The sequence below is a fragment of the Micromonospora sp. NPDC049102 genome (genome assembly GCF_043197485.1).
Classification (GTDB): Bacteria; Actinomycetota; Actinomycetes; order Mycobacteriales; family Micromonosporaceae; genus Micromonospora.
In genome coordinates, this window is record NZ_JBICTE010000004.1 from 1 (window position 1) to 26,031 (window position 26,031).

Here is a 26,031-nt window from a genome sequence, read left to right on the forward strand (position 1 = left end):
CACGCTCACGCAACTCATCGTTGTACTTCTTCGGTGCCGGCATCGCTGGTGTTCCTCCCAGGTTTCGATGTCTCCATCTAACCCGGGGCGGAACACACCCGAGTCGATCCACGGCGTGGTGATGGCCAAGACGCCCGGTGACAGCCCTGGGATGAGCGCGTCGCAGCAGTCGTTCCACCCGAAGAACGAGGGCACGACCCTCTACGCCCAGGCCATGAACCAGACCGTGCCCGCCATGGGCATGTAACGGAAGCGAGGAACTGCCATGAACCACTCTCGATTCATCAGTCTGCTGGGCGCCGTCGCACTCGGCCTGTCTGGCACCATCGCGGTCGGCTCGCCGGCCCTTGCGGTGAGCTGCTACGGCGACTACTGCTCGGGCCAGGACCCGGAGGCCTCGGGCTGCAGCGCGGACGCCACGACCACGGCGTCGGCCCGGATCTGGGGCACCTACTCCTACATCGAGTTGCGCTGGTCGCCGACCTGCAAGACGAACTGGGCCCGCGTGCCCGCCTCGTGGGGAACCTCGTACCCGTCGCAGGTGCAGGCATACCAGTGCGCCACCGGCTACAACCAGTCCGGTGTCTCAGCGTCGAACGCCTCCTACTCCTGGAGCCGGATGATCTACTCACCCAAGCTCGGTGTCAGCGCCCGGTGGACCGGCGCCCCGGGCTACACCAGCACCGCGTGCGCGTGAGCGGGACCGCCAGCATGCGCACACGTACTCGGACCATGGCGTTGTTCGGTGTGGCACTGGTCGCACTGTCCGGGGTCGTCGTCGCCCCCCGCACCGGCCCGGGCGGTTGGCTGCTGGGGCGACTACTGCTCGGGCCGCGACCCGGAGGAAACCGGCTGTGGCGCGGACGCGGTGACCGTGGCTTCCGGGCCGATGTGGGGTACCTCCGGCTCCTACGTGGAGTTGCGCTGGTCGCCGACATGCAGGGCAAACTGGGCGCGGCTTCCCGCTGTATCTGGCACGAATGAGCCGCAGGCCCTTGTGGCCTACCAGTGCCCGACCGGCTACCAGCAGGTTGGCGTCTCGGCCTCGAACTCGACGTGGTCGTGGAGTCGGATGATCTACTCGGCGTACAAGTCGGTGCGGGCGATCTGGAATGGCCGCCCGGGCAGAGGCGCTACGGCCTGCGTGTGATCGACAGCGCCCTCCGGCGGCCCTGAGGGGTCGCCGGAGGGCGCTGCCCGGCTGGTTTCGTCAGAGGCGGTGGAGGCCCTCTGTCAGCTGGTGGATGACGTGCCACTGTGCTTCGTCGGCGGTGGGTCGGGGAAAGTCGCCGTGCCGAAAAATCCAGTTCAGGTAGCCCACCAGCGGCATGCGAGCCTCGCCCACGAAGTGCGCTTCGGCGGATGCGTCGGGAAGGATGATGCCGTACGGACCGCCGCCGCTGACGTTGTCCTTGTGGAAGTGGTCGGGCGCGACGGGCAGGAGGAATGGTTCATCCGGGTCGTCCTGCCACGCCTCGATCTCGTCCGCGAAGTACTCGCGGATGTCGCTGTCCGGGTAGCGGGAACCCGCCAGCTCCAGCACGAGCGGGTCGGCCGCAGCCGAGTTGGGCCACTGGGGGTGCGTTCCCACCAACCACACGTCGCCCACGATGCGGATCCACGACGACAGCGTCATCGGAAGTGCGCCGAGACGCTGTTCCAGCCAGTGAAGGAGCTCTTCCGCCTCCGCGCCGGGTGGCGTGTACGGCTCTGTCGGAGTTTGGTCGTCGTCGTTCTGGTGGAGTCGGTAACCCTGCTCGCGTAGGCGCGCGACCAGGGTTTCGATGTTGCTCCGGGCCCGGCGAGCCATCTCGTCGCACACCGCCTGCGCCTCCGGGGCGAAGTCTGGCTCGCGGACGCGGGCACCAAGCTGCCGCATCTCATGCCATACATGATCTTCTTGCCCGGCGACGTAGCGGTTCAGCCAGTCCAGGTGCTGAGTCATCGTGATCATGGTGCAGCAGGTGATCTCGCCACGCAACGGTTCGTGCGGCAGGCGCGTCCAACCGACGGTCCCTTTGTCATACCTGGGTAACCGTGGCGTGGGCCGAACTGCCGCAAGTGGAGCTACGTGCGACTGTGTAGCCAGTCCTGGTACCAGTCGGCAAAGTCGGCCTCGGAGCTGAGGCCACCGTCGGCGGCTCGGTCGTCGAACCAGACTTGGCCTCGAGTTGGTCCAGTGCTGACAGGTTCCTGACACCCGGTCCGTAGGTTGTCGCGCATGACGACACCAGAACGCCGATGGTGGGGCGAGGGCACACGCGCCTCGATCATGCTGACGTCGGCAACGCTTGTCCTCGGAACCGCCATCTCCCTACCGAGCGCGGCCGCCGCGGCTGCCTCGTCGACTGTCGGCAGGGCAGCGAACGTGGCAACGCATGCGCAGGCGGTCAACGCCGCCGAGCGGCAGGCGGTCCTCGACTACTGGACATCGGAGCGGCTCGCGGCGCTGAACGAGCCCCTCTCCGGCAACCCTGCGACGAGTGGACCCGACGGTGCTCCCTGGACCCGGTCCAACGCCGTGGCGTCGACGGTGGGCCGACTCTTCTTCACCAGCCAGGGCGAAGACTCCAGTTGCACGGCGACCGTTGTCGACAGCGCCAATCGAAGCACCGTGGTGACGGCCGGGCACTGCGTGCACAGCACCGATCTTCTCGGTGAGAACGGCGAGTGGGCGACGAATGTGATGTTCGTACCTGGCTACCGTGAGGGTCGGGCACCCTACGGCACGTTCGTCGGACGCATCGGAGTCGCCGATTCGACCTGGTTGCGGAACGACGGCCAGGACCCGACGTTCGACTCGTACGACCAGGCCTTCGTGGTGCTCCACAAGAATGAGCGTGGCCAAAGGGTGCAGGATGCCGTCGGGGCCGCGCAGAGCGTCGGCTTCGACCTTCCCGGGGCGCAGCTCGTCTTCCAGTTCGGCTACCCCCGCGCCGCCTCGGACCCTGCCCGGGACGGTCTTCCGGAGTTCACGGGGCGACGGCTCGCCTACTGCACGGGCCAGGCCAGCGAGGATCCCGGCAGCACCGACTGGCCCACTCCGAAGGGCCAGTGGGGCGCCGCCTGCGTGATGGGTGGCGGCTCCAGTGGCGGCCCGCGCATGGCCGGATTCGATGTCCGGTCCGGCCTGGGAACCGTGGTGGGCGTCAACACCTGGTCCGATTTCTTCGACAGCACCGGCACGGTGTGTGAGCGCGGCGACGAGGCCTGCACCCGTCACCTCATCGGCCCCCAGTTCACCTCGGCGATCACCAGGCCGCTCTATGACCGCGCCCAGCGCGCCTAGGGTCTGCTTCATCAGCAGGCGCGCTGGCTGACTCCGGGCAGGTCGACCGTGGAAGCGGATCGACCTGCCCGGCTGCGGTCCGGGATTGCAGAGCCGGTCGCCACGGATGGCGATCCGGCACGCCCACTGCCGTCCGCTCAGCCCACGTGATCGACGACTGCGCCGAAGTGCTGGGCCAGCCGGAGGGCGCGTACGTTCTGCGGCCCGATGTATGCCTGCTGGACACGGTGCCCGTGCGCGGCGGCGAGTCCGACCAGCCACCCGGCGACCGCCCTGCCCACGCCGATCTCCTGCCAGTCGTCGGCGACCAGTATCGCCACCTCCGGCGGCGCGGACTTCTGCCAGAAGAGGTGGGCGAGGCCTACCAGACGGTCCTGGCCCGGTGCCGAAACCAGAATCGTGTAGCCCTGGTCGGGATGGGTCAGGTTCCGCCACTCACTGGCCCGGATCCGGCTCCGCCCCGTGTGGTACCGCGCGGCCCGGCTCGCGGGGGAACAGTCCTGCGCGTGGAACTGATTGACGAGGTGGAGATCGCCCGGTGTGGCGTGACGTATGTGCAGCCGTTGTCCTGCCGAGGTGGTCACCTCGGCCGCCACCCGCGCTGCTTCAGAGCACTCGTTCATCACCTACCGAGACGGTCCTGGCGGACGAGAAGTTCGGATCAGACGGGATGACGAGGATCACGCCCGGCATCAGCTCACGACGACGGGAGTGAGCGCCGGTGGCGTTCCGCGTTCGGAATCCTCGTACTCTTAAGCTTCTTTGAAGTTCTTCCGCGCAGCTTGATGGTCGGCAAAGCGGCTCACTAACCTCATCTCGTCCGGATCATCCCCAGCTCCACGATCCGGGCGAAACATCCCCTGAGGAAAGTTGCCACCGTCATGAGGCTGACCCGCCGTACCCTGCTCGGCTCCGCGATGGCCGGCGCCGCGGCCACCGCCGCCGGCGTCTCGCTCGACGCCCTCGCGGCCAGTCCCGCCGCCGCTGCGGTGAGCCCGCCCGGCGACGTGGTCGGAAAGATCACCGTCGGCTACCAGGGTTGGTTCACCGGGGCCGGCGACGGGAGCCCGTTGTCGGGCTGGTGGCACTACGGCCAGGACTGGCAGAAGACCCCCTCGCCGGTCAACGAGGCACTCAAGTCGTGGCCGGACGTGCGCGACTACGACCGGGTGTACAAGACCGGTTACCAGAACCTGGGCAACGGCCAGCCCGCGTCGCTGTTCTCGTCCTACGACCAGCAGACCGTGGACACCCACTTTCGCTGGATGCAGGAGAACGGGCTGGACACCGCCGCGCTTCAGCGCTTCAACCCGGTCGGCGGGGAGGGCCCGATCCGCGACGCCGTCACGATCAAGGTCCGCAACGCGGCCGAGGAGTTCGGCCGCAAGTTCTACATCATGTACGACGTCAGCGGCTGGACGGACATGCAGCAGCAGATCAAGGACGACTGGACCAACAAGATGAAGGCGTACACGGCCTCCCCGGCGTACGCGAAACAGAACGGCAAGCCCGTCGTCGGCATCTGGGGGTTCGGCTTCAACGACAGCAACCACCCGTGGAGCGCCGCGGTCTGCCTCGAAGTGATCAACTGGTTCAAGGCGCAGGGCGTGTACGTCATGGGCGGTACGCCGACCCACTGGCGCAACGGCGACAGCAACGGCGACTCGCGGTCCGGCTTCTCCGACGTCTACCACGCGTACGACATGATCTCGCCGTGGATGGTGGGCCGGATCGGCGACGCGGCTGGGTCGGACTGGTTCTACACCAACGTGACCCTTCCCGACGTGCAGGACTGCGTGGCGCACGGCATCGACTACCAGCCGTGTGTGCTGCCCGGTGATCTGCAGGAGCGCCAGCGCGCGCACGGCGACTTCATGTGGCGACAGTTCTACAACGTGATCCGGGCCGGCGCGCCGGCGATCTACATCTCGATGTTCGACGAGTACAACGAGGGCAACCAGATCGCCAAGACGGCCGAGACCGCCGCGTTCGTCCCGGTCGGCTCGAAGTTCCTGCCGTTGGACGAGGACGGCACGAAGTGTTCGGCCGACTACTACCTGCGGCTCAGCGGTGACGGCGGCCGGATGCTCAAGGGCGCGATCGCGCTGACCGCCACCCGGCCGACCGCGCCGGTGCTCGGCTCCACGCCGACGCCGCCCGCCGCCGTCGGCGTCCGGTCCCGGTCCAACGGCCGCTTCGTCGGAGGCTCACCGCTGGTCGCCTCGCTGACGTCCGCGTCGGAGAAGTTCACCATCGTCGACGCCGGTGGCGGGCTCGTCGCCCTTCGATCCAGCAGGACCGGAAAGTACGTCTGCGCCGAGGACGCCGGCGCGGCCGCGCTGGTGGCCGACCGCGACACGATCGGCGGCTGGGAGACGTTCACGAGGGTGACGAACCCGGACGGCAGTGTCAGCTTCCGCAGTGGCGCGAACGGCAGGTACGTCTGCGCCGAGGACGCCGGTGCCGGTGCGCTGATCGCGAATCGCACGGCGGTCGGCCCGTGGGAGTCCTTCGACCTCGTCTAGGAGTCGGTTCCACCGGAGCGGTCGGTCCTGGCCTGCGCAGTGCTCTGCCGCAGGCCAGGGCCGTCGCATCGGTCGGGCGTCAGGCCGGCACGTGCCCGGCCGTCCAGCATGCCGAGTGACTGTGGCAGGCGACGTACGCGGCAAGCGCGTCGTGCAGCGCGGCCAGGCGGGTGACCGAGAGCCCGGAGGCGATGTTGTTGAGCTGGTCGGGGTCGGCGACCCGGTTGTAGTACTCCCGTTCGCCGTTCGAGTACTCGACGTAGGTGTAGGTCGCTGTCCGCAGCGCCTCGTAGGTGACCGGACTACCGTTGCGGCGGTCCTGCGCGTCGGGGTCGTCGGCTGCCTGGTTGGGGCCGTGGTGCTCGATCAGCGCCCCGGTACGCCAGTTCGGCGCCGGGTCGCCCTGCGCGAGGGGTAACAGGTTGCGCCCGTCGACGTGCGTGCCGACATCGGCGGTGCCGATGCGTTGGAAGGTCGGCGCCAGGTCGATGTTCTGCACGATCTCGGCACGCTGCGAGCCGGGGACGACACCGGGTCCGGCGACGACGAGGGGGACCCGCACATCGGTGTCGAACGCGGTCTGCTTGCCACCGGTCAACCGGTACTCGCCCATGTGGAAGCCGTTGTCGGAGCTGAACACCACGTAGGTGTTGTCGGCGATGCCACTGGTGCTGAGCTGGGCGCGCAGGTTGCCGATCAGCCGGTCGACCGCCTGGACGGACTGGGCGCGCTTGCGGAAGTTCGTGTCCAGGGTGCTCCTCTCCTGCGCGGTCAACGGCCCGTTGCCGGCCAGCCAGGACGGCGGGTTGGTGGGCAGTCGGTCGTACGCCGCGGCGCGCGGGGCGGTCAGCCCCGGGAAGTCGTCCAGGTCCTGGTTGGCCGGGGTGAACGGGCTGTGCGGGGCGAAGGTGGAGACCTCCAGCAGGAACGGCGTGTTGGCGGCCGCCGAGCGCTGGATGAAGTCCCTGCCCTTGCGGGACAGCACGTTGGTCAGGTAGTCGGCGGGTTGACTGCCGTAGTGGACGACTGTGTGGTTCTCGTTGAGGTCGTAGTTGTACTCGGGGTACCCGTTGCCCGCCACGTACCACTCCGACCAGCCGGGCGGGACGTACGGCAGCGACCCGCCCTGCGTGTCCGCCGGCAGGTAGCCGTTGAGGTACTTGCCCATGAACCCGGTCCGGTAGCCCCTGCCCTGCAACGCGGTCGCGAAGGTCCGGTTCTCGTTGCCCCGGCCCTTGAAGACCGCGAACCCACCGGCGTCTCCACCGTTCGTGAAGACGCCGGTGTCGTGCGGGAACTGGCCGGTCAGGATCGACGAGCGGGACGGGCAGCACAGCGAGTCGGTCACCGTGTAGTTGGTGAAGGTGGCACCCTCGTTCTGTAGTTGTCGTACCTGCGGCAGGTACGGCACGAGGTTCCACGCGAGGTCGTCGACGAGTACGAAGATGATGTTGGGTGCGGTGGCGGTGGGCGTCGGTTCCGCGCCGCGTGCCGGTGTCCATGCGGCGAGCAGGGCGAGCCCGGCCACGAGGGCGGTGGCGACGAGACGTCGCTGGGTGATGGCCATCCGTCAAGCCTCACGAACACTTGTCAGCGTCTGTTCAACAGGTGGTGATGATCCGATCAACACCATGCCGTTCCCCTGCACGTGGGCGGTGGCCGGCACGTGCCGTTCGAGGCGCGCTGGCCGCGGGTCCAGGCGATGGTCGACAGACTGGTGGCGGCGGGCGGCATCCTGCTTCGGGTGGACGAGACGGACGGTACGCCCGACCACGTGACGATGGCCGACCCCGAGGGCAACGAGTTCGACGTCCTGTAGACCCGGGTTCGCCGTATGGTGCCGGAATGACATCTGCGGTCTGGCGGGACGGTGCGGCGTACGAGGCGTACGTGGGCCGGTGGAGCCGGCTCGTCGCGGTGGAGTTCCTGCGCTGGCTCGACCTGCCGCCCGGGCTGCGGTGGTTTGACGTGGGCAGTGGTACCGGGGTGCTGACCTCGACCGTGCTCAGGACAGCGCAGCCGCGTCAGGTCACCGGCGTGGACCCGTCCGTCGGTTTCGTGCGGCAGGCCCGCGCCGAGGTCACCGATCCGCGCGCGGGGTTCGCGGTCGGTGACGCCCGGGTGCTGCCCCTGCCGGGTAGGGCCGTCGACGTGGTCGTCAGCGGGTTGGTGCTGAACTTCGTCCCCGAGCCGGCGCTGGCGGCCGCGGAGTTCGCCCGTGTGGTCGCCCCCGGGGGGACGGTGGCCGCGTACGTGTGGGACTACGCCGAGGGGATGGCGATGATGCGGCACTTCTGGGACGCTGCCGCCGCGCTCGATCCCGCCGCGGCTGCCCGCGACGACTGGCAGCGCTTCGCGCTGTGCCGTCCCGAGCCTCTGCGAACGCTGTGGACCGACGCCGGGCTGACGGATGTCTCGGTGCAGGCGCTCGCCGTGCCCACGGTCTTCACCGACTTCACCGACTACTGGACGCCGTTCCTCGGCGGGCAGGGCTCCGCCCCCGGCTATCTGGCTTCGCTCACCGGGTCGCAGCGGACCGCCCTGCGCGATCTGCTCGCCACCCGTCTGCCCACCGAGCCCGACGGCTCGATCCGGTTGACGGCCCGGGCCTGGGCGGTCCGCGGCGTCCCGGCGACCGGGACCGTCCCGTCAACGAAGCATTGACGGGTTCACCGCAGGCGCGAGCACCGCCTCGCACCACCGGCGGAAGGTCGTCCCCCCGCCTCTTCGCGGACGGGCGGGTAGACGCCGGCCGTCGAGGTCAGGTTCAGCGGCTGGCGCGAGCAGCCGGCCCTGCTCCGCGCGGGCGAGGCCGACGTGGCGATCGTCATCGAGCCGTTCGACGCCGATGGCCTGGATGTCGAGCCGCTGCTGTCCGAGCAGCAGGTGCTGGCGCTACCGGCCGGGCACCCGCTCGTCGGACGGCCCCGGCTGCGGATGGCCGACATCGAGGCCGCGCACCGCCGGGCCGTTTCCGGCGCGTACGTCTACGTGCGACACGGGGAGCAGCCACCGCCGTTCGGGGACATGGTGCAGATGCTGCGTCAGATCGAGCTCGGGCGGATGCTCGCGCTGCTGCCCGTGTCGCTCGCCGAGCGCAACGCCCGGCCGCAGCTGGCGTGGCGTCCGGTCGACGACGCGCCGGAGGCGGCCTTCGCGGTGGCGTGGCCGCAGAACTCGCACTCGCTCGCGGTCGCCGCGTTCGTCCGGGTCGCCACGGCGGTCTCCACAGGCCGCCGGAACAGCCTGTCGGCGGACGCCGCGGAGACCGCCTGACGACGCTCGGCAGCGCCGTCGTCCCTGGGCCGTGTCTTCAAAGATTCACAACCATTGAAGTAGCGCGGCGATGGTGACGGTGGCCTGATACGAGGTCGCGGTCTTGTCGCAGCGGGTTGCGACGTGGTCTGGCTTGGCTGGTTCGACCGCTCTGATCCAGATAGACAGAATGGGGCTATTATCCCGATTCGCCTTCATTGGGACACCTGGCGTGATGTGGTAGTCAGCGCGCTTCATCGGCGCTAATCAGGCCATATCACGCAGGGCGCCGCGTGTTGGACGCCTCCTGCGAGTAGTACCCACGGAGGGTGTTCTGTGACAGCTAAACCCAAGAATTGGCTACGGCGGCGGGTGGCCCTGCCGTCGCTCGTGGCTGGCGCAGCCGCCACGGTGGCAGCCAGCCTGCTGCTCTTCAGCTCGACCGCCGCAAACGCGCAGGAAGCACCGGTCAACCTGGGGACGGTGGCCGACTTCTCCGTCCTCGCCGGGGCGGAGCCCACCAACACCGGCCCCAGCTTCCTGGCCCAGAGCCTCGGGCGGTTCCCCGGAAACACCGCGTCCGGATTCGGAACAGCAACCATCGGCGGCGAGGTGCACCTCGGCGACGCGGTTGCTCTACAGGCTCAGAGCGACCTGACCATCGCCTTCAACGACGCCGCCGGCCGGACCCCGTTCACCAACCTCCCGGCCGAGCTGGGCGGCAACACCCTCAACGAAGGGGTCTACCGGATCGGGGCGGCCCAACTGACCGGGGCATTGACGCTCAACGGCCAGGGCGATCCGTCGGCCGTGTTCATCTTCCAGGTCGACTCCTCGCTGACGACGGCATCGAACAGCAGCGTCGTGCTGATCAACGGAGCTTCGGCCTGCAACGTGTTCTGGAAGATCGGCAGCTCGGCGACGATCGGCACCGGCACCACCTTCGTGGGCACCATCATGGCTCAGGCCGCGATCACGATGGCAACGGGTGCGACCCTCCAGGGCCGCGCACTGGCGCGCACCGCCGCCGTCACCCTCGACACCAACGTCATCACCGCACCGATCTGCGCCGGACCGACGGGCCCGCCCGGACCGACCGGCCCACCCGGGCCCACCGGTCCACCCGGCCCGTCCGGCCCGCCCGGCAGCCCGGGAGCGCCTGGTAGTCCGGGAGCGCCTGGTAGTCCGGGGGCGCCTGGTAGCCCGGGGGCACCTGGTCCGTCCGGAGCGCCCGGTGCACCCGGAGCGCCCGGAGCGCCCGGAGCACCTGGTCCGTCCGGACCCCCCGGAGCGCCCGGTGCACCCGGTAGCCCTGGCGCACCCGGTAGCCCTGGCGCACCCGGTAGCCCTGGCGCACCCGGTAGCCCTGGCGCGCCCGGTAGCCCTGGTGGTGGCGGCAGGCAACCCATCCTGCCGGTCACCGGCAGCGGTGTGGTCCCGGCCATGACCGGCGTCGGAGGTGTGATGGTCATCCTCGGCGCGGTCGCGTTCTTCCTCGCCCGGCGTCGACGCCTGGAGTCCTGACCGGTGGCCCGGCTGGTGTGAACCCAGCCGGGTCACCTCACGTCGTCGGCCCGCTCCCCGCCGGGGGGCGGGCCGATGACCCGGCCGCCGCCCTGTCCGGGTCACCCCCGATGTACGTCTCGGCTGTAGGTCGCGGCAGCGGCGCCGTTGCCGCCGGCCTCGACGGCCCGCGCGTAGCCGCGCAGGACGGCGGCGATCTGGTCCTCACCGACGAGGCAGCCCGCTCAGCCAGACGTCCAGCTCCGCCGGGAAGTGCGGCAACACCACGGGCGGCGCGGACGGATCGGTCTGCCAAGTCCGCATCCGCCGGCGGCCCGCCGCTACGAGAGACTGCGACCTCGTTCCAGGCCGCCGTCGCAATCGCCGCGCTACTCCAATGGTTGTGAACCTGTGAGGACGCGGTCTAGTAGTGCTTTGTTAGGTCGGTGTGTCGTGGGGTCATCGGGGCGGTCTGGGTAGTTTGATGGTGCGCTGGGATCAGCGGGTCAAGGGCGAGACGTATCTGCGAGGGCTGTTGCTGGGCGGGCGGCGCAAGTCGATGCAGCCGATGGCGGATCGGCTTGGGGTGGATCATCAGGGGCTGCAGCAGTTCGTGACGACCTCGACGTGGGACGCGACGGCGGTGCGGATGCGGTTGGCCCGCCGGGCGGTGGAGGTGGTCGAGCCGGTGGCGTGGGTGGTCGACGACACCGGTTTTCCGAAGGATGGCAGGAGTTCGCCGGGTGTGGCCAGGCAGTACTCGGGCACGTTGGGTAAGGTCGCGAACTGCCAGATCGGGGTGAGTGTCCACGCGGTCACCGACGCCGTGTCGTGTCCCCTGGATTGGCGGCTGTTCTTGCCGACGTCGTGGGACGACCAGGCTGTTGACGAGGCTGACCGCCCTGAGGTGGCCGCTCGCCGGGCCCGGTGCGCGATACCTACCGATGAGCATCACCGGCCGAAGTGGTCGATGGTCGTGGAGATGCTCGATGAGCTGGCCGAGCACGTGGTACCGCCACGTCACGCTGGTTACCGCCGCGCATCTGTTCATCACCGAACTGCGCCTGGACCCAAAAGCGGCTGCGCCGGCCTGACCCTTTATGCGGTCATCCGCGAGCTGCAACGACTCCTCGCGACCTGGACCGGCGCCTGCACCACCTGCCACCAACCCCTGAAACCCTTACACCGCAACAAACGCCACAGAACCTAACAAAGCACTACTAGGCCGTGTGTCAACGCCCCTGGCCGGCCTGCGGAGGCCGAGAGGACCGGCCGTTTCGGCCGCTGGTGAACCGTCGCTCGCGGGCCCGTGGTCCGGCCGGATCGGCGCCGCCCCCTCCATTGAGCGTGATGCCTGTGGGTCATCAAGATGACTCACAGGCATCACTCTCATCGTGGTGTCCGCCGTCCGCCCCTCGGCTCGACCGAGGACCTTGACACACGGCCTAGCGGCGGCGGTGGCCGTCGGCCTCGGCGTCGAGCAGGCTGTTGAGGGTCAGCGCGGTATTGATCAGAGACAGGTGGCTGAAGGCCTGGGGGTAGTTGCCGATCTGTTCCCCGCTCGCGGCGATCTCCTCGGCGTAGAGGCCGAGGTGGTTGCTGAAGGTGAACATCTTCTCGAACGTGAGACGGGCGTCGTCGAGGCGACCGGAGCGGGCCAGCGCCTCGACGTACCAGAAGGTGCACATGTTGAAGGTGCCCTCGTGGCCCGGGAGGCCGTCGGGGGAGTGGACCGGGTCGTACCGGTGGACGAGGCTGTCGGAGACCAGTTCGCGTTCGATCGCGTTCAGGGTGGACTGCCACAGCGGGTCGCTCGGGGTGACGAAGCCGACCGCCGGCATCGCCAGCAGCGCGGCGTCGAGGACGTTCTCGTCGTACGCCTGCACGAAACTGCCACGGTCGTGGTGGTACCCGCGGGCCATGACCTGGTTATAGATCCGATTTCGCTGTTCGGTCCAACAGGTCAGGTCGCCGGGACGGCCGGTGCGGTTGGCCAGGCGGATGGCCCGGTCCAGCGCCACCCACGACATGACCCGACCGAACGTGTAGTTGCGGGGGTGGTGGCGGCTCTCCCAGATGCCGGCGTCGCGCTGGTCCCAGTTGTGGCAGAGCCAGTCGACGAGCCGGACGGTGCTCTTCCACACCTGGTGCGAGACGCGGATGCCCTGTTCGTCGGCGAGGTGCATGGCGTAGAGCGCCTCGCCGTGGATGTCCAGTTGGAGCTGGTCGGCGGCGCCGTTGCCGATCCGTACCGGCCGGGAGCCGCGGTACCCCTCCAGGTGGTCGAGCACCTCCTCGTGCAGGTCGGAGGAGCCGTCCACGCGATACATGATCTTCAGCGGGTCCTGGTGTTCGCTGGCCGTGCGGATGCGCTCGTCCAGCCAGTCCATGTAGCGACTGACCTCCTCGGTGAAGCCGAGACCGAGCAACGCGTGCACCGAGAACGACGTGTCGCGTACCCAGGTGTAGCGGTAGTCCCAGTTGCGGGACCCACCGACCAGCTCGGGCAGGGCGGCGGTGGGCGCGGCGATCATCGCGCCGGTCGGCGCGTACGTCATGAGTTTCAGTGTGATGGCGGAGCGTTCCACCATCTCCCGCCAGCGGCCGGTGTAGCTGGAGCGTTCGAGCCAGCGTCGCCAGTAGTCCCGGGTCCACTCGAACATGCCCTGGATCTCCTCCGGTGGGAAGATCCGTGGTTCGGTGCCGCCCGTCTCCAGGACCACCCCGCCGGTGTCGCCCTCGTTGAGGGTGCCGTACGCGACGAGGTCGCCGCCCTCGAGGCGGACGTCGCCGTGTTCGGAGATCAGTCGCCGTACCGGGTCGACCGGGTGGAACGTCAGCGTCGCCGACCGGCTGCGGAAGACGTAGCCGTTGTGGTGGCGCTCCAGCTCATGCTCCTCCCGGGCGTAGTCGAACCGTGGCCGGCACTCCACGCGGAAGCGCATGCTGCCGCGGACCATCGTGACGATGCGGACCAGGCGGTGCGCGTCGGTGGCCCGCTCGCCGGTGACCGGCATGAAGTCCATCACCTCGGCCACCCCGTCGACGCTGATGAACCGGGTGATCAGGATGGGTGTGCCGGGCAGGTAGAGCTGTTTGGTGACGTACCGCACGCCGTCCGGTGCGATCCGGAAGTAGCCGCCCTTCTCCTTGTCGAGCAGCCCGGCGAAGATGCTCGGCGAGTCGAAGCGTGGGGCGCAGAACCAGTCGACGGTGCCGTCGCAGGTCACCAGCGCGGCGGTCTGCAGGTCACCGATGAGACCGTGATCTTCGATCGCCGGATAGCTGTCCACGTCTCTCCCCGGTTCGGCCGCGTCCTGCGCACCGAACTTAAAGGGAGAGATTGTCGAATAAGGTGGGATTCGGCCTCAACCACCCTGCCGCGTGCCCTCCATCCCGCCTCGCGCCCACGCCGTGACCGGTCTGCGGCACATCCCCGTGGCGGGCCGCTCGTTGGTGCGACGAGGGCGGACGGAGGCGGGCGATGTCGACGAGACATGGTGCGGACCTCCTGCGCCCTCCCGACAGCGCGGGCCGCGCCACGTTCCTGGAGCTCTTCTTCGACCTGGCCTTCGTGGTGGCTCTCACGTGGGTCTCGCAGCGCTTCGTCGACCTGGACGGCGACACCGGGTGGGCGCTCGTCACCGGGCTCGGTCGTACCCTGCGGCTGTTCCTGGCGCTGTGGCTGATCTGGTCGCACACCACCTGGATCGCCGGCCGCTACGAGCCGGAGCGGTCGGTCATCCAGGCCGTGCTGCGGGGCCATCCGAGGCGGTTGGTCGCGTTCCGGCTTTCCGCGTGGGCCGTGCTGAGCGCGCCGATCTGGCTGGTCGGCGCGTTCGGCCCGGAGCGGCTGCGCCTGCCGCTGTGGGCTGTCGCCCTCGGCGTCGACTACCTTTCCTGGTTCCTGGGGTGGCCGCTTCCGCGGCTGGGGGCCGCGCGCGCCGGAGGCCCTCGCCCCGCCGATCGGACGCAAGCTGCCCGGCCGTCCCGACCTCGAGGCGTGAGCGGGACCGCGGGGGAGCGAGCGACCCGAAGGCGGGCGGTCGCGTCGACCGCCCGCCCGGTGTTTCGTCAGCTCAGATCGAAGGTGACGTCGTCGACGTCGAAGGCCGTGACGCCGTTGCCGGCCATCTCGCTGCCCAGGAAGCTGACCGTCGCGGTGCGCTCGGCCGCCGCCGTTCCGCTCGACATGCTGTACTGCCGCCACTGGGCGCCGCCGTCGAAGGCCAGCGAGAACCTCGTCTTCGGAGGTATGCCGGTGACCGCCAGCCCGACGTTCAGGTAGTCGCCGCGGGTGGTCTCCGTGGTGGTGGTCCGGACCCAGAAGCGGACCGTCAGACTGCAGTCGGCCGGCACGGTGACGGTCGTGCGCAGCAGGTCGGTCCGCGTCACGTCCAGCCCGGCAAAGGTGGCGTACGCGCGGCCGGTGTGTGCGGGCCGGGTCTCGTCGCCGAGCACGACGACGCGGGGGCCGGCGGTCCAGCCGGTGGCACCACGCTCGAACGACGGGTTCGGGTGGATCTTCCCGGCACACGGTGCGTCCGGTGCCGGTGGTGCGGATGAGGCGGGTGACGCGGCACCCGCGACCAGGAGCAGTAGGGCCGCGGCGGTGGTGGCGACGGTCTTCATCGGTCCTCCCCGTAGTAGATAGAAGGCTGCCGATATCTGACCATCCGCGATGGAAGCCGGTGCGTCAAGCCATTCCCGGACCCGGTGCTACCCGGCTTCGTCAGCGGCTGATCCACGCGGGCCGAGCTGGCTGATGTCGTACCCCTGGGGGTAGGTCCTGGCCTTGATGCCGTCGGCGAACAGTGGTGTGGTCCGCGGTGTGCCGAACCACCGCTGACACCGCGCGCGCGACCGCAACGCCAGTCGCAGGCCGGCCCGGACCGGCCACGCCGGCGCGTCGACGCGCGTCGCGCGCCGCAGGGGTTCGTCGTACATGGCGCTGACCAGGGCGTTACCCAGCGGTGCGAGCGCCCGGGGGAGGCGAGCGAGCATCAGCATGCGGGTGGCCCGCTCGATGGCCGCCGCGTCGTCGTTCGGCAGCAGGTGGGCGGCGTCGTGGGCGGCGAACCAGGTCTCGAACTCGTCGTACGACCCGGGGATGTCGGTGATGCCCATCCGTCGGCCGAGTTCCCGGTAGAACACGTACGTGGCCTGCCGCTCGTGGCAGCAGGGCGGGCGCCAGCCGTACTCGCGCAGCCAGCGCGTCGGGATCACGACGAGGCAGCCCAGGACGTAGCGGAAGTCGTCGTTGCCGATGTCGTACGGGCGGTGGATCTGGTTGACGCGCCGTAGCGCGTCGCGGCCCCGGGGCTCGTCGAAGCCGTTGAGGACCATCTCGTACATCAGCAGGCCGGTGTCGTCGATGCGCTTCTGGGTGCGGTCGGTCAGCTCGCCGGTGGTGGTGTGCACGGCGGCGATGGCCGGGACGGAGAAGGACCTGTTGAACGCCAGGTTGAGGCCCAGCTTCATGTCCCAGGGGAACTCGTGGCGCAGCATGGTCTGGTAGATGTCGAGGTAGTCGCGCTGCGGGTCCAGCGTGCGGACCCGCTTCAGGTTGTCGTAGCGGCCCTTCATCGGCGGGCGTCTCCTGCCGTCGGGTGCGGGATGGCCTCGGCGAGCGTCCGGGCCACCACCGGCGATCGGGCATAGGCGTCGGTGACGAGCGTCAGCCACGCCACCTCACCGGCGTAGCCACCGTCCGGGCGGTGCAGCTCGTCGGCGGGCTGCGGGGTCGCGGCGACGATGCCGGCGTGGTGCCGCCGCAGCGCGCACGCCAGGTGTGCGGCCTCGACCGCCGCCTGCCGCTCCGCCGCGCTCAGACCGGCCCCTTCGGCCAACCGCTCGGCCAGCGCGGTCACCCCGATATCGGTGTACGGGCGCAGGGCCAGGCGGCCGTCGCGGATCTCGGCGACCCGGCGCGTGAGCGCGTAGTCGGTGTCGCGAATGGCCGCGAACTGGCGTCGCAGGGTGGGATCGAGTTCCAGCTCGGGAAGGGCCGCGACGAGGTCCCGCCAGAGAGGTTCGAGCCGTCGGTGGGAGTGGAAGTCCTCCCACCGCTGGCCGATCTTGAGGGTCGGCCCCCAGGCCGGCATGGTGAGGCCGATCGTGATGAGCAACGCGCCGATGGTCACCAGCACCGCTGCGATCTGACGCTCGCCGGTGAGCTGGTAACCGGCCCAGTAGGCGACCAGGTAGACGATCTTGTTGGTGCTGTAGAGCAGCGCGAAGGCGGCGCCGACGGCGGTGATGCGCAGGCCCCGGCGCAGCCAGGGACGGCCGCAGATCTTCGCGAAGCCCCAGCACAGCCGGGTGATGTCGAAGCAGTAGGCGAAGAATCCGAGGAGCAGGAAGATCAGCAGGTACGCGGTCACGACGGGGTCGGTCGCGTACTCGACGGTCAGGAGCACCGGCTCGTCGTACGTGAGGGTGTGGGCGAACAGGCCGAGCATGACCAGGAACGCGCAGGCGGTGACCCAGACCCAGCGGCGTGCACGCACGGCTGCCGTCGCCGGGGGGAGCGCGAAGTGCAGCAGCATGATCTCGGCGTTGGCCGAGATGGTCAGCGCGCCGGCGTGCGACATGACCTTGGCGAGGTTGGGCAGGCCCGACACGTCGTCGATCGCGGCGGCGACGGGCGGGATGGCGACGGTGATGCCGGCGGCGAACGCCCCGAGGCCCGCGCAGATCGCGCGGCGGCCCCGGCTGGGATGCCGACGTTGCAGCCGCACCATGTACGCGAGCGCGACCCAGCCGGACGCCGCGCACACGGCGTAGAGGACGGTGTCCATCCCCGCGCTACCAGTGGGGGTGTTCGAGTGAGTGCCGCAGCCGGCCGTACAGCTCGGCGTCCTGCCCGTCGACCGGCGGCTCGTCCGCGTCCGCGCGACCACCGCGAATGCGCCGCAGGAGCAGTGACCCGATCATCTCGGCTTCGCGTTCCTCGGCCGCGGCGTAGTTGCTGCGGCCGAGACTGCGCCGCACGAGCTGCGGGTCGAGGTCCGGCAGCAGTAGCCGGGAGGCGTCGGCGTCGAGCACCTCGGTCGCCTGGTGCCCGGCGAGCAGGTGACCCAACTCGTGACCGATGATCAGCAGTTGGTGCAGCGGCGAGGTGTCCTGCTCGTAGAAGATCGCGTCGAAGTCGTTCGTCGGCACGCACATCCCGCAGACGGAGTGCGCCGGCAGCTTGATCGGCACCAGGTGAATGGGTCGGCCACGCCGCCCGCCGAGGATGTCGCACAGGGTGCGGATGTCGAACGGGTCCGGCATCTCCAGCTCGGCCACGATGCGCTCGCACCGTCTGCGTAGGCGATGCAACGTCACGTCGGCGTTCTCCCACTCGTCGGTGTGCTCCCACCGAAGGATCTGCACGGCCATCGGCTATCGGCCATCGCCGGGTGCGGCGGTGGTCGTGTCGGTGCCCTCGGCCACGGCCCGCAGCCGGGCCACCATCTGCTCGACGAGCCGCGTGTCGGTCGCGGAGAGGCCGTTGTCGGCGAGCACCTGCCGCAACGCCACCCGCTTGACGTCCATCCGACGCAGCTCACTGAGCAGCGTGATCTGGTCCTGGATGCGTCGTGCCGCCGCGTCGTCCACGAAGTAGCCCGAGTTGACACCGAAGGCGGTGGCCAGGGCGCGCACGTGCGAGGTGCGGGGATCGCTGGCCACGCCACGGCGCAGCTCGCCGATGTAGGCCGCGCTGATCGTCACGCCCGTCTCGGCCGCCGCTTCGTTGATCTTGTCGGCGATCTCCCGGTTGGTGTACCTGCGACCAGGCTCGTCGGAGTCGCCGAGTTCGTCAGGCGTCGGACGGATGTTGTCGAACAGGTATTCCAGCCGTGCTGCCAACGTGTCGAGGGGCGGCAACTCCCGCTCCGCACGCCGAACGTCCACCATGCTTCTCACCCTCCGGCGACCTGAACGACAGTGTCGCAGATTGCCCCGGCGACGAAACAGACGTTGACACCCGTACCGAACGTGAGCGTAAGCTCGCTCCTGTTTGGAGCAACGTGCGTTGAGTTGGAGCTCGTTCTTGCTCAACGCTTGTTGCGCGGCGGGTCCTGTGGGGCGCGTCCAGACGAACCTGGGGGGGCGAGCGGGGAGGAATCCGCTCCGCAAGGAGCACAACGGGGGATTCCTCCCACTGCCAGTCCGGTCCGTCGCGGCAGCCGTCCGCCGCGTCCCGCCGACGTCCGGGCAGGGGCGGCGTCAGTACGGGTACCCCGGGATGTTGAGCCGCACGCTGTACAGGCCGGAGTCGCCCCACGGACCCGAGGTGATGTAGAGGGTCTGCCGGTCGGGCCCGCCGAAGGCCACGTTCGTCGTGCCGGAGAAGCCGGGCCGGATCGTGCCGAGCTGGGTGCCCGTGGGGGAGTAGACGTGGATCAGGGAGTCCGCGCCGGAGGTCCAGTACACGTTGCCGGCGCAGTCGATCGTGCCGCCGTCCGGGCCACCGATGTAGTTCACGAAGACGCTGCGCGCGCCGGTGCTGCCGTCGGGCTGGACGGCGTACTTGTAGATCTTGTTCTCGGAGTAGGCGCCCACGTAGAGGGTGCTTCCGTCCGGTGAGAGCGAGATGCCGTTGGGCTGGCGCAGTTGGTCGTCCACCAGGGACACCTGCCCGTTGACGACGCGGAAGACGCTGGTGCGCCCGTACATCTGGTCCGGGCGGTTGCCGCGCTGGAAGTTGGGGTCGGTGAAGTAGGTGACGCCGTCCGAGCGGACCGCGACGTCGTTGGGCGAGTTGAACGCCCGACCCTGGTAGTTCGCCGCGACTGTGCTGCGGCTCCGGTCGCTCAACCGGTACGCGGAGACGCTGCGCTGGTCGTGGGTGGCCGCGACGAGCTGCTGGCCGTCGGCGCTGAGCGCCACACCGTTGCTGCCGGAGTTGGCGATGAACGTGTCGAACGTCGACGGCGGGGTGAACCGGCGGATCGTGGACGGCTGGACGTTGTACGGCCCGGTCCCGCCGGCCATGTCGGAGAAGAGCAGGTAGCCGCCGTCGGCGACCCAGACGGGACCTTCGAGGAAGGTGAATCCGCTCCGGATCTTCGTCGCCGTCAGGGAGTTGGACGGCAGCGGCGAGCCGGACCCGGCACCCGTGAGGCAGGCTCCGGGCGGTGTGCCGGGCGGGCCGGCGAGCGCGGCGTGAGCGTTCACCTGGGTGGTGCCCGCCACTCGGGCAGTCGCACCAGCGGGGACAGGTGCCGCGCTGACCGCGAGGCAGAGTCCGGCCAGGACCGAGATGGTGGTACGCCGGTTCATCGGATGCTCCAATCGGCGTCGACGGGTCACGGGGACCCGGCCGACGGTGTCGGGAACGCGAGGCGGGCGCGGTGCGGCCCGTCCGGTTCGGCTATTCGAGGTGGAAGGTGGCGGAGCTGCGCTCGGCGGTCGAACCGACCGCCTCCAGGTAGAGCAGACCGTCGCGGTGGCGTACGTAGCGGCCCGGGTAGTTCTGTGACTCCAGCGAGAGTCCGGCGCTGTCGGCCAGGCCGGACCGGCGTTGGAAGCTCGCGTCGTTGGCGAAGATCGACGAACCGTCGTTCGGCGCGATGGACAGGGCGAAGCCGTAGTGGCGCAGGTAGTAGCCCGGGTAGTTGGTCGACTCCAACGACACGCTGCCGCCGCCGGCCAGGCCGTTGACGATGCGGAACTGGGAGTCGGCGAGGTTGGTGACGTTCGCCTCGACCCGTGCCCGGTAGTCGTAGTGCCGGATGTAGCTGGTGGTCAGGTCGTGCGACCGCAGCCGCACCGGGGTGGCCCCGTCGGGCACCGGGATGCCGAAGTTGGGGGTGCCGTCGGCGTTCCAGTAGACCTTCTGGAGTCTGGTGCGCCGGTTCGGGTCGTTCAGGGGGTCGCCGCTGATGTCGCGGTAGTTGCGGTCGTGGTAGACGAGGATGTCGCTCTGCCCGTCCTCGGCGACGGTGAACGAGTTGTGGCCGGGGCCGTACTGGCCGGTGGCGGCGTTGGTGGCGAAGACGGGATTGGGGCTCTTGCTCCAGGACGTGGCGTCGAGCAGGTTCGCGGTGGCGGAGGCGCTCAGCATCCCGAGGCAGTAGTTGGCGTCCGTGGCGCTGGCCGAGTAGGTCAGGAAGACACGACCGTTGCGCTGGATCACCGCCGGCCCCTCGGCGACCCGGTAGCCGCGGGTCTCCCAGGCGTACGTCGGTACGACGAGCCGGGTCACGGTGCCCGTGATCTGCCACGGGTTGGCGCCCATCCGGGCGAGGTAGACGTTCGAGTTGTTGGAGATGCCCGGCTCCTGCTGTGCCCAGGTCAGGTAGCGCACCCCGTTGGCGACGAAGGTCGAGGCGTCCAGGCTGAAGGTGTCCCAGGGTGTCGTGATCCGGCCGCGTTCGGTCCACGAGCCGGTGAGCGGGCTCGCGTTGGCGTTCTCCAGCACGTACATCCGGATGCGCCACACGTCGTCGGTCCGGCCGGCGGCGAAGTAGACGTACCAGCGGTCGTTGATGAAGTGGATCTCCGGGGCCCAGATGTGCGCGCCCATCTCTCCGCTGGTGTGCCGGTTCCAGATCGTCGTCTCCGCAGCCGTCGACAGGCCCGGCAGGGTGGTCGCACGGCGCAGGACGATCCGGTCGTACTGCGGCACGGTCGCGGTCATGTAGTAGTAGCCGTCGGTGTGGCGGAAGATGTGGGGATCGGCCCGCTGGTTCACCAGGGGGTTGGTGTAGTTCACGGCGGGCGCGGCCTGCGCGGGCCCGGCCATGGGCAGCCCGGCCGACACGGCGAGAAGCACCAGCATCGCGGCCAGGACGGACCGTCGGCGGACGCCGGGACCGGTACGCCCCGGGCCGGCCGCTCGGCGGGCGACGGCGACGCTTCGGTCCGGTGGCAGCGACATCTGTCCTCCGTGAGCTGTGTGCACGGCGCTGGTCGACGCTGCTGCGACGGCCAACCCGCTGCGGTGCCCGTCGAAGGCAGGAACGCCCGTGGGCAGGGGCGTGTGACGGGTGTGTTGCGCCCAGGTAACGGCCTAAGTGTTGGCGCTAACATCGACGAGTGTCAAGATGTTCCGGTAGGCAGCGTGCCCGGCGCCGCGAGCCGCGGTAGCAGCTCGGCGTCGAGCGGTCGGGCCGGTTGAACCGAGGCCCCGGCACCGGTGTTCCGGCCGCTCGGTAACGGATGTTTCACCGTCGTGTGACGGGTATTCAGGCGCACCGGCGCGGCCGGTGGAACCAGTGTCACGAAGCGAGGGAGCGCCTGTCATGCCCGATCCGCAACCCACCGTCGTCCTGGTGCACGGCGCGTTCGCCGAGTCGGCGAGCTGGAACGGCGTGATCGAGCGGCTGGGCGCCGGGTACGACGTCGTGGCCGCCGCCAATCCGCTGCGTGGCGTCGCCGGCGACGCCACGTACCTGCGGGACGTGATGCGGGGGATCGGCGGCCCGGTCGTCCTCGTCGGCCACTCGTACGGCGGCATGGTGATCACGCAGGCCGCGGCGGGCGACACGTCGGTGCGCGCCCTCGTCTACGTCAACGCGTTGTGCCCGGACACGGGTGAGTCGGCGCTCTCCCTGTCCGGGAAGTTCCCCGGCAGCACGCTCGCGGACACGCTCGTGCAGTACCCGGTGTCCACGGGCGGCAACGAGGTGGCGATCGGCCAGGACGCCTACCACGCGCAGTTCTGCGCGGACGTGTCGGACGACCTCGCCTCGTTGATGGCCCGGACCCAGCGGCCGATCACCGAGCAGGCCTTGAGCGACGGGCTCACCGGTGACCCCGCCTGGCGTTCCCTGCCGAGCTGGTTCGTGTTCGGTGACGCCGACAAGAACATCCCGGTCGCCGTACACCGCTTCATGGCCGAGCGGGCCGCGCCGCGCGGGCAGCGCGAGGTGGTCGGCGGCTCGCACGCGATGGCGGCGGCCCGGCCGGGCGAGGTCGCCGAGACGATCATCGAAGCGGTCCGGGGCTGAGCGTCCGCGTCCGGTTGAACGTGCTGCGCGGCAACCCGGCCCGGCGGCTGTACGAGCGGTACGGGTTCACCCTCGAGGCTGAGGACCCGGTCGGCGTGTTCATGGTGCGCGAGCCGACCCGGGCCGCGCCGGTCGACTGATCAAGCGACCGGTCCGGTCGTCTCCCGGTACGCCGCGGCGATCCCCGCCAGACCGCGACCCAGCTCCGGGCCGCGTGCCCCGGCGTAGCCCAGGACCAGCGCCGGCGGCCGGTCGTCCGGTCGTCCGGTCGTAGGACCGGCCCGCGCGCACCAGCACCGAGCGCCGCCGGGCCGCGTGCCCGAGCGCTTCCTCCGCGCATCGCTCGGGCAGCAGCAGGTAGGCCTGGAGTCCGCTGGTCGCGCCGGAGAAGGTGACGTCGGGCAGGTGCGCGGCGACGAAGTCCCGGACCGTCTGGCGACGTTTCTGTACGTCCGCGCCGAGTCGGCGCAGGTGTCGGTCGAAGGCGCCGGTGTCGATCAGCCGGGCCAGGGCGAGCTGCTCCAGGCCGGAGCAGCCGATGTCCCAGCTGGCCCGGACCCGCTCGACCGGCGCGGTCAGGTCGGTCGGGGTGGCCAGCCAGCCGAGGCGCAGCGCGGGCGTGAGGACCTTGCTGGCGCTGCCGGCGTAGACCACCCGGTCCGGTGCGAGGCTCTGTAGGGCGGGCATCCGCTGTGCCGGCGCGACGAGGGCGGCGTCGAAGTCGTCCTCGATGACGTAGCCGTCCACCTCCTTCGCCCAGGCGGTGAGCTGCGTCCGACGACCCGCGCTGAGCGTGACTCCGGTCGGGAACTGGCTGGCCGGGGTGACCAGCACGGCGCGGACCCCGCTGGCGGCCAGTGCGTCCACCCGGAGGCCGTCGCGGTCCACCGGGATGCCCACCGGACGCAGTCCGGCCCCGGCGATGAACTCCCACTCGCCCGGGTGCCCCGGGTCCTCCACCCCGAGCGTGTCGTGGCCACGGTCCCGCAGCACCCGGCAGAGCAGCGCGAGGCCCTGCGCGAAGCCGGAGGTGACCATGAGGTGGTCGGGCCGGGTCCGCACCCCGCGTACGCGGCCGAGGTAACCGGCGAGGGTGTGCCGGACAACGGCAAGGCCGGACGGCGGGGCGTACGCCAGCGCGACGGCCCGCCGAGGTGACCACCGCGCTGACCGCCCGGATCCAGTCCTGGCGGGGAACGTCGACGCGTGCGGGCTGCCGGTGCGCAGGCCGCAGACCGCCGGTGCGGGCGCGTGGTCGTCCGGGGTGAGCGCCGAGCCGACCTCGGCCCGTGCCGTCGCCGCCACGGAGGTGCCCGAGCCGTGTTGGGAGACGAGGTAGCCCTCGGCGCAGAGCTGTTCGTACGCCTCGACGACCACACTCCGGGACACCCCGAGGTCGGCGGCGAGCTGCCGGCTCGCCGGGACGCGGGTGCCGGGACGGAGCACACCCTCCTCGATCTGGGTCCGAAATGCGTTACGGAGCTGCACCGACAGTGTTCCGTGCGATTGACCATCTATTGACAGGCCTAGATTCAAGGACGAGTGGTCCGCTCCGCGATCGCCGAAGTGGTATGGACAGCGTGATCCGTGCCTGTGGAAAGTGTTGGTCGGGTACGTAACCGCCCGGTGGCCGGCGAATCAGGGCGTACGTTCCGAGCGTGTCCAATGCGGACGCCTCCCGGACGCGGACCAGTGACGAGCTCGCGGCCCTGCGGCCCGACGCGGTGGTGCTCGGCCCCGGGCCGGGCCATCCGGCCGAGTCCGGGCACGTGGAGCTGGTGCGCCTTCGCCGGCCAAGTCCCGCTGCTCTGCGGCACGCCCTGGCCAGCCTCGATCCGCTCCCCGGCGAGCTGGTGCGCGTCGCCACCGAGCTGCTCAGTCCGTTGACCGCCAAGACCCACGTGAACCGCGCGATGACCAAGCTGCACGTCCGGGACCGTGCCCAGCTCGTGGTCGTCGCGTACGAGTCCGGTCTGGTGGCCCCACGGCACGACTGACCCCGGCTGCGCGGCGCGGGGTCTGCCTCGGCGCGTGCCATGATTGCGCCCATGGGCAAGCAGCAGCACGTCGGCGGGGCCGACCGGAACAGCGGGTCAGGCACCCCGACCGACCGTCCGACCGGTGACGGGGCGGACGCGCGGCTCGCCGTCGCACACGACCCCACAACGCCACAGATGACCCTCATCGACCTGGCGTCCGACGCGTCGGTCGCGGTTCGCAAGGCGGTCGCGGCCCGGCCGGACGCGCCCGCGCAGGCCCTGCGGTCGCTGACCCGCGACCATGATCGTCATGTCCGGGAAGCCGTGGCGCGCAATCCCGCGACCTCGGTCGGCAATCTCCTGCGTCTGGTCAAGGACGCGGACCGGTGGGTCCGCTGGGCCGTCGCCGGCAACCCGTCCTGCGACGAGTCGGTCCGCCGGGTGATGGTCGCCGCACCTGACAAGGAGCTCCGGGGCCTGCTCGCCGAGACCCGCGACCTGGAGCCCGAGCTGGCCGCCCGCCTGGTCGACGACGTCTCACCCGAGGTGCGGGAACGCCTCGCCACGCATACCCAGGACCCCGACGTCATCGTCGCCCTGCTGGCCGATCGCACCGTCCGCGTCCGCAAGGGGCTCGCCCGCAACCCGCGGACCACCGCCGCGCAGCGCAGCGCCCTGGCCGGGGACCCGGCGGTCGACGTACGGGCCGCGCTGGTCCGCGCGCTGGAGCTGGCCGAGGCGGATCTGGCGACGCTCGTCGACGACCGCTCGGTGCAGGTCCGGCTGGCGATGGCCACGTCCGAGATCGTCCCGGCGCACGTCCGGCAGACGCTCGAAGGCGATCCCGACGAGATGGTGGCCGCCGCGGCCCGGGACTTCCGCCCCGGAGCCGGCAGCTCACCGGTGGTGCGGGCTCCCCGCATCGGTTCCCGACGCTCCGGCACCGGTCCGGGCCGGCCAGGTCGCGTCACGCGCTGAGGTCGCCTGCGCCGCGCGGTGAGGTCGCGCGCTCCGCGCGCTGATGCCAGCTGACTGTGCGGCGCACGTCCGAGCGGGCTACCGGCGCGACGCGCCTGCCCGCGACGAAGAGGGCGGGGTGGCGCCGGAGCCGTTTCTCGACGACGACGACGCCTCGACCGGAAGGTCCCGTCCGGCGAGGCGGCGCAGGAGTTCCCGGATGTGGCGCTTGTCCGCGGCCGAGACCGTGTCGTCCAGCAACCGCCGACGGATGGTTCCCATGTCCGTTTCGGCCTCGGCCACCACCCGGGGCGTCACTGTCGCGTTCGGCATCGCGAGCGGCCGGATGGCGGCGGCGATGGAGAGATCGAGGGTGGCGCAGAGGCTGCGGACCTTCGCCAGTTCCGGGTAACGCTGCCAGTCGCCGGCGAGCCAGCGGAACAGCGTCGAGCGGCTCACTCCGGTGTGGTGTGCGATGTCGCCGACGGTCCAGCCGTGCTCCTCGCGGGCGTCGTCGACGGCTTGGCGGACGAACTGCGCGAAGGCCATCTGGGGTGTCATGGGGTAGGTGTCCATCC

General features: G+C 70.2%; 24 protein-coding genes and 5 pseudogenes. 16 read left to right on the top strand and 13 right to left on the bottom strand.

The annotated features are described in order from the left end of the window. Positions 1-67: 67 nt before the first annotated feature. The 4 genes from ACGFH9_RS06035 to ACGFH9_RS06050 are packed head-to-tail and all read left to right on the top strand — an operon-like array spanning position 68 to position 1,150. Complete coding sequence (locus ACGFH9_RS06035; protein ID WP_393216012.1) at positions 68-247, top strand: hypothetical protein; 180 nt, start codon at positions 68-70, stop codon at positions 245-247. Positions 248-265: 18 nt separating this feature from the next. After that, positions 266-697: a DUF2690 domain-containing protein gene (locus ACGFH9_RS06040; RefSeq protein WP_393216015.1), complete on the top strand. Its 432-nt coding sequence runs from the start codon at positions 266-268 to the stop codon at positions 695-697. A 14-nt stretch (positions 698-711) separates the two neighbouring features. Further along, positions 712-984, top strand: a complete 273-nt coding sequence (locus ACGFH9_RS06045) for a hypothetical protein (protein WP_393216631.1) — start codon at positions 712-714, stop codon at positions 982-984. After that, positions 875-1,150, top strand: coding sequence for a DUF2690 domain-containing protein (locus ACGFH9_RS06050; protein WP_393216604.1), 276 nt, complete (start codon positions 875-877; stop codon positions 1,148-1,150). Before ACGFH9_RS06045 ends, ACGFH9_RS06050 begins: the two co-directional genes overlap by 110 nt. A 60-nt stretch (positions 1,151-1,210) precedes the next feature. On the opposite strand, the gene ACGFH9_RS06055 is transcribed toward ACGFH9_RS06050, so the two are convergent. After that, positions 1,211-1,945 carry a hypothetical protein gene (locus ACGFH9_RS06055; RefSeq protein ID WP_393216018.1) on the bottom strand — a complete coding sequence of 245 codons (735 nt, stop codon included), beginning with the start codon at positions 1,943-1,945 and terminating at the stop codon, positions 1,211-1,213. Positions 1,946-2,368: 423 nt separating this feature from the next. On the opposite strand from ACGFH9_RS06055, the gene ACGFH9_RS06060 reads away from it, so the two are divergent. Next, entirely contained in the window at positions 2,369-3,289 is a 921-nt protein-coding gene (locus ACGFH9_RS06060) for a trypsin-like serine peptidase (RefSeq protein WP_393216021.1), read from the top strand. 137 nt (positions 3,290-3,426) lie between these two features. Here the strand turns inward: ACGFH9_RS06060 and ACGFH9_RS06065 are convergent, their stop codons facing one another. After that, positions 3,427-3,885 (bottom strand): GNAT family N-acetyltransferase, encoded by a 459-nt coding sequence (locus tag ACGFH9_RS06065; RefSeq protein ID WP_393216024.1) that lies wholly within the window; start codon positions 3,883-3,885, stop codon positions 3,427-3,429. 285 nt (positions 3,886-4,170) lie between these two features. Between ACGFH9_RS06065 and ACGFH9_RS06070 the strand changes: the two genes are divergently transcribed. Next, entirely contained in the window at positions 4,171-5,814 is a 1,644-nt protein-coding gene (locus ACGFH9_RS06070) for a lectin (protein WP_393216027.1), read from the top strand. Positions 5,815-5,893: 79 nt separating this feature from the next. Here the strand turns inward: ACGFH9_RS06070 and ACGFH9_RS06075 are convergent, their stop codons facing one another. Continuing rightward, on the bottom strand, positions 5,894-7,381 hold the full coding sequence (locus tag ACGFH9_RS06075; RefSeq protein WP_393216030.1) for a sulfatase: 1,488 nt from the start codon (positions 7,379-7,381) through the stop codon (positions 5,894-5,896). Between the two features lie 99 nt (positions 7,382-7,480). Between ACGFH9_RS06075 and ACGFH9_RS06080 the strand changes: the two genes are divergently transcribed. From ACGFH9_RS06080 to ACGFH9_RS06100, 5 genes and pseudogenes are all read left to right on the top strand, one after another. Further along, positions 7,481-7,633, top strand: a complete 153-nt coding sequence (locus ACGFH9_RS06080) for a VOC family protein (protein ID WP_393216033.1) — start codon at positions 7,481-7,483, stop codon at positions 7,631-7,633. Between the two features lie 26 nt (positions 7,634-7,659). Next, positions 7,660-8,478, top strand: coding sequence for a class I SAM-dependent methyltransferase (locus tag ACGFH9_RS06085; RefSeq protein WP_393216036.1), 819 nt, complete (start codon positions 7,660-7,662; stop codon positions 8,476-8,478). Positions 8,479-8,580: 102 nt separating this feature from the next. Further along, positions 8,581-9,090 (top strand): annotated as a pseudogene (locus ACGFH9_RS06090) (LysR substrate-binding domain-containing protein); the annotation flags it as partial. 315 nt (positions 9,091-9,405) lie between these two features. Further along, complete coding sequence (locus tag ACGFH9_RS06095; RefSeq protein WP_393216039.1) at positions 9,406-10,593, top strand: ice-binding family protein; 1,188 nt, start codon at positions 9,406-9,408, stop codon at positions 10,591-10,593. 463 nt (positions 10,594-11,056) lie between these two features. After that, positions 11,057-11,590 (top strand): annotated as a pseudogene (locus ACGFH9_RS06100) (transposase); the annotation flags it as partial. A gap of 427 nt (positions 11,591-12,017) precedes the next feature. Here the strand turns inward: ACGFH9_RS06100 and ACGFH9_RS06105 are convergent. Beyond that, positions 12,018-13,865, bottom strand: a complete 1,848-nt coding sequence (locus ACGFH9_RS06105) for a glycoside hydrolase family 15 protein (protein ID WP_393216042.1) — start codon at positions 13,863-13,865, stop codon at positions 12,018-12,020. A 191-nt stretch (positions 13,866-14,056) separates the two neighbouring features. Here ACGFH9_RS06105 and ACGFH9_RS06110 point away from each other — a divergent pair. Further along, positions 14,057-14,314: pseudogene (locus ACGFH9_RS06110) on the top strand (low temperature requirement protein A); the annotation flags it as partial. A gap of 332 nt (positions 14,315-14,646) precedes the next feature. Here ACGFH9_RS06110 and ACGFH9_RS06115 read toward each other — a convergent pair. The 7 genes from ACGFH9_RS06115 to ACGFH9_RS06145 form a co-directional block, all read right to left on the bottom strand. Continuing rightward, positions 14,647-15,204: a hypothetical protein gene (locus tag ACGFH9_RS06115; protein WP_393216045.1), complete on the bottom strand. Its 558-nt coding sequence runs from the start codon at positions 15,202-15,204 to the stop codon at positions 14,647-14,649. A gap of 87 nt (positions 15,205-15,291) precedes the next feature. Further along, the gene (locus ACGFH9_RS06120) at positions 15,292-16,158 is read right to left on the bottom strand and encodes an oxygenase MpaB family protein (protein ID WP_393216048.1); all 867 of its coding nucleotides are present in this window, start codon (positions 16,156-16,158) and stop codon (positions 15,292-15,294) included. After that, a complete protein-coding gene (locus ACGFH9_RS06125; RefSeq protein ID WP_393216051.1) occupies positions 16,155-17,372 on the bottom strand; it encodes an MAB_1171c family putative transporter in 1,218 nt (405 codons plus the stop codon). Before ACGFH9_RS06125 ends, ACGFH9_RS06120 begins: the two co-directional genes overlap by 4 nt. Before the next feature lie 7 nt (positions 17,373-17,379). Further along, positions 17,380-17,868, bottom strand: a complete 489-nt coding sequence (locus ACGFH9_RS06130; RefSeq protein ID WP_393216606.1) for a hypothetical protein — start codon at positions 17,866-17,868, stop codon at positions 17,380-17,382. Positions 17,869-17,961: 93 nt separating this feature from the next. After that, positions 17,962-18,477 (bottom strand): hypothetical protein, encoded by a 516-nt coding sequence (locus tag ACGFH9_RS06135; RefSeq protein ID WP_355240846.1) that lies wholly within the window; start codon positions 18,475-18,477, stop codon positions 17,962-17,964. A gap of 312 nt (positions 18,478-18,789) precedes the next feature. After that, positions 18,790-19,845 (bottom strand): SMP-30/gluconolactonase/LRE family protein, encoded by a 1,056-nt coding sequence (locus ACGFH9_RS06140; RefSeq protein ID WP_393216054.1) that lies wholly within the window; start codon positions 19,843-19,845, stop codon positions 18,790-18,792. Positions 19,846-19,936: 91 nt separating this feature from the next. Further along, positions 19,937-21,445 carry a family 43 glycosylhydrolase gene (locus tag ACGFH9_RS06145; RefSeq protein WP_393216057.1) on the bottom strand — a complete coding sequence of 503 codons (1,509 nt, stop codon included), beginning with the start codon at positions 21,443-21,445 and terminating at the stop codon, positions 19,937-19,939. Positions 21,446-21,809: 364 nt separating this feature from the next. On the opposite strand from ACGFH9_RS06145, the gene ACGFH9_RS06150 reads away from it, so the two are divergent. Both ACGFH9_RS06150 and ACGFH9_RS06155 read left to right on the top strand, forming a co-directional pair. Next, positions 21,810-22,517 (top strand): alpha/beta fold hydrolase, encoded by a 708-nt coding sequence (locus ACGFH9_RS06150; RefSeq protein WP_393216060.1) that lies wholly within the window; start codon positions 21,810-21,812, stop codon positions 22,515-22,517. 14 nt (positions 22,518-22,531) lie between these two features. Next, positions 22,532-22,657: a hypothetical protein gene (locus ACGFH9_RS06155; protein WP_393216063.1), complete on the top strand. Its 126-nt coding sequence runs from the start codon at positions 22,532-22,534 to the stop codon at positions 22,655-22,657. Here ACGFH9_RS06155 and ACGFH9_RS06160 read toward each other — a convergent pair. Beyond that, positions 22,617-24,005, bottom strand: a complete 1,389-nt coding sequence (locus ACGFH9_RS06160) for a PLP-dependent aminotransferase family protein (RefSeq protein ID WP_393216066.1) — start codon at positions 24,003-24,005, stop codon at positions 22,617-22,619. The two genes, ACGFH9_RS06155 and ACGFH9_RS06160, sit on opposite strands and share 41 nt — an antisense overlap. A gap of 383 nt (positions 24,006-24,388) precedes the next feature. Between ACGFH9_RS06160 and ACGFH9_RS06165 the strand changes: the two are divergent. Together ACGFH9_RS06165 and ACGFH9_RS06170 are read left to right on the top strand one after the other, a co-directional pair. Next, positions 24,389-24,514: pseudogene (locus ACGFH9_RS06165) on the top strand (DNA-binding response regulator); the annotation flags it as partial. Between the two features lie 51 nt (positions 24,515-24,565). Beyond that, positions 24,566-25,474, top strand: coding sequence for a hypothetical protein (locus ACGFH9_RS06170; RefSeq protein ID WP_393216069.1), 909 nt, complete (start codon positions 24,566-24,568; stop codon positions 25,472-25,474). A gap of 162 nt (positions 25,475-25,636) precedes the next feature. Here ACGFH9_RS06170 and ACGFH9_RS06175 read toward each other — a convergent pair. Next, positions 25,637-26,029, bottom strand: a pseudogene (locus ACGFH9_RS06175) (multiprotein-bridging factor 1 family protein); the annotation flags it as partial. Positions 26,030-26,031 lie beyond the last annotated feature (2 nt).

Coding starts and splice junctions, on each gene's coding strand:
- ACGFH9_RS06035 (WP_393216012.1), top strand. CDS start 68: ATGTCTCCATCTAACCCGGGGCGGAACACACCCGAGTCGATCCACGGC.
- ACGFH9_RS06040 (WP_393216015.1), top strand. CDS start 266: ATGAACCACTCTCGATTCATCAGTCTGCTGGGCGCCGTCGCACTCGGC.
- ACGFH9_RS06045 (WP_393216631.1), top strand. CDS start 712: ATGCGCACACGTACTCGGACCATGGCGTTGTTCGGTGTGGCACTGGTC.
- ACGFH9_RS06055 (WP_393216018.1), bottom strand. CDS start 1,945: ATGACTCAGCACCTGGACTGGCTGAACCGCTACGTCGCCGGGCAAGAA.
- ACGFH9_RS06070 (WP_393216027.1), top strand. CDS start 4,171: ATGAGGCTGACCCGCCGTACCCTGCTCGGCTCCGCGATGGCCGGCGCC.
- ACGFH9_RS06075 (WP_393216030.1), bottom strand. CDS start 7,381: ATGGCCATCACCCAGCGACGTCTCGTCGCCACCGCCCTCGTGGCCGGG.
- ACGFH9_RS06085 (WP_393216036.1), top strand. CDS start 7,660: ATGACATCTGCGGTCTGGCGGGACGGTGCGGCGTACGAGGCGTACGTG.
- ACGFH9_RS06115 (WP_393216045.1), bottom strand. CDS start 15,204: ATGAAGACCGTCGCCACCACCGCCGCGGCCCTACTGCTCCTGGTCGCG.
- ACGFH9_RS06120 (WP_393216048.1), bottom strand. CDS start 16,158: ATGAAGGGCCGCTACGACAACCTGAAGCGGGTCCGCACGCTGGACCCG.
- ACGFH9_RS06125 (WP_393216051.1), bottom strand. CDS start 17,372: ATGGACACCGTCCTCTACGCCGTGTGCGCGGCGTCCGGCTGGGTCGCG.
- ACGFH9_RS06135 (WP_355240846.1), bottom strand. CDS start 18,477: ATGGTGGACGTTCGGCGTGCGGAGCGGGAGTTGCCGCCCCTCGACACG.
- ACGFH9_RS06140 (WP_393216054.1), bottom strand. CDS start 19,845: ATGAACCGGCGTACCACCATCTCGGTCCTGGCCGGACTCTGCCTCGCG.
- ACGFH9_RS06145 (WP_393216057.1), bottom strand. CDS start 21,445: ATGTCGCTGCCACCGGACCGAAGCGTCGCCGTCGCCCGCCGAGCGGCC.
- ACGFH9_RS06150 (WP_393216060.1), top strand. CDS start 21,810: ATGCCCGATCCGCAACCCACCGTCGTCCTGGTGCACGGCGCGTTCGCC.
- ACGFH9_RS06170 (WP_393216069.1), top strand. CDS start 24,566: ATGGGCAAGCAGCAGCACGTCGGCGGGGCCGACCGGAACAGCGGGTCA.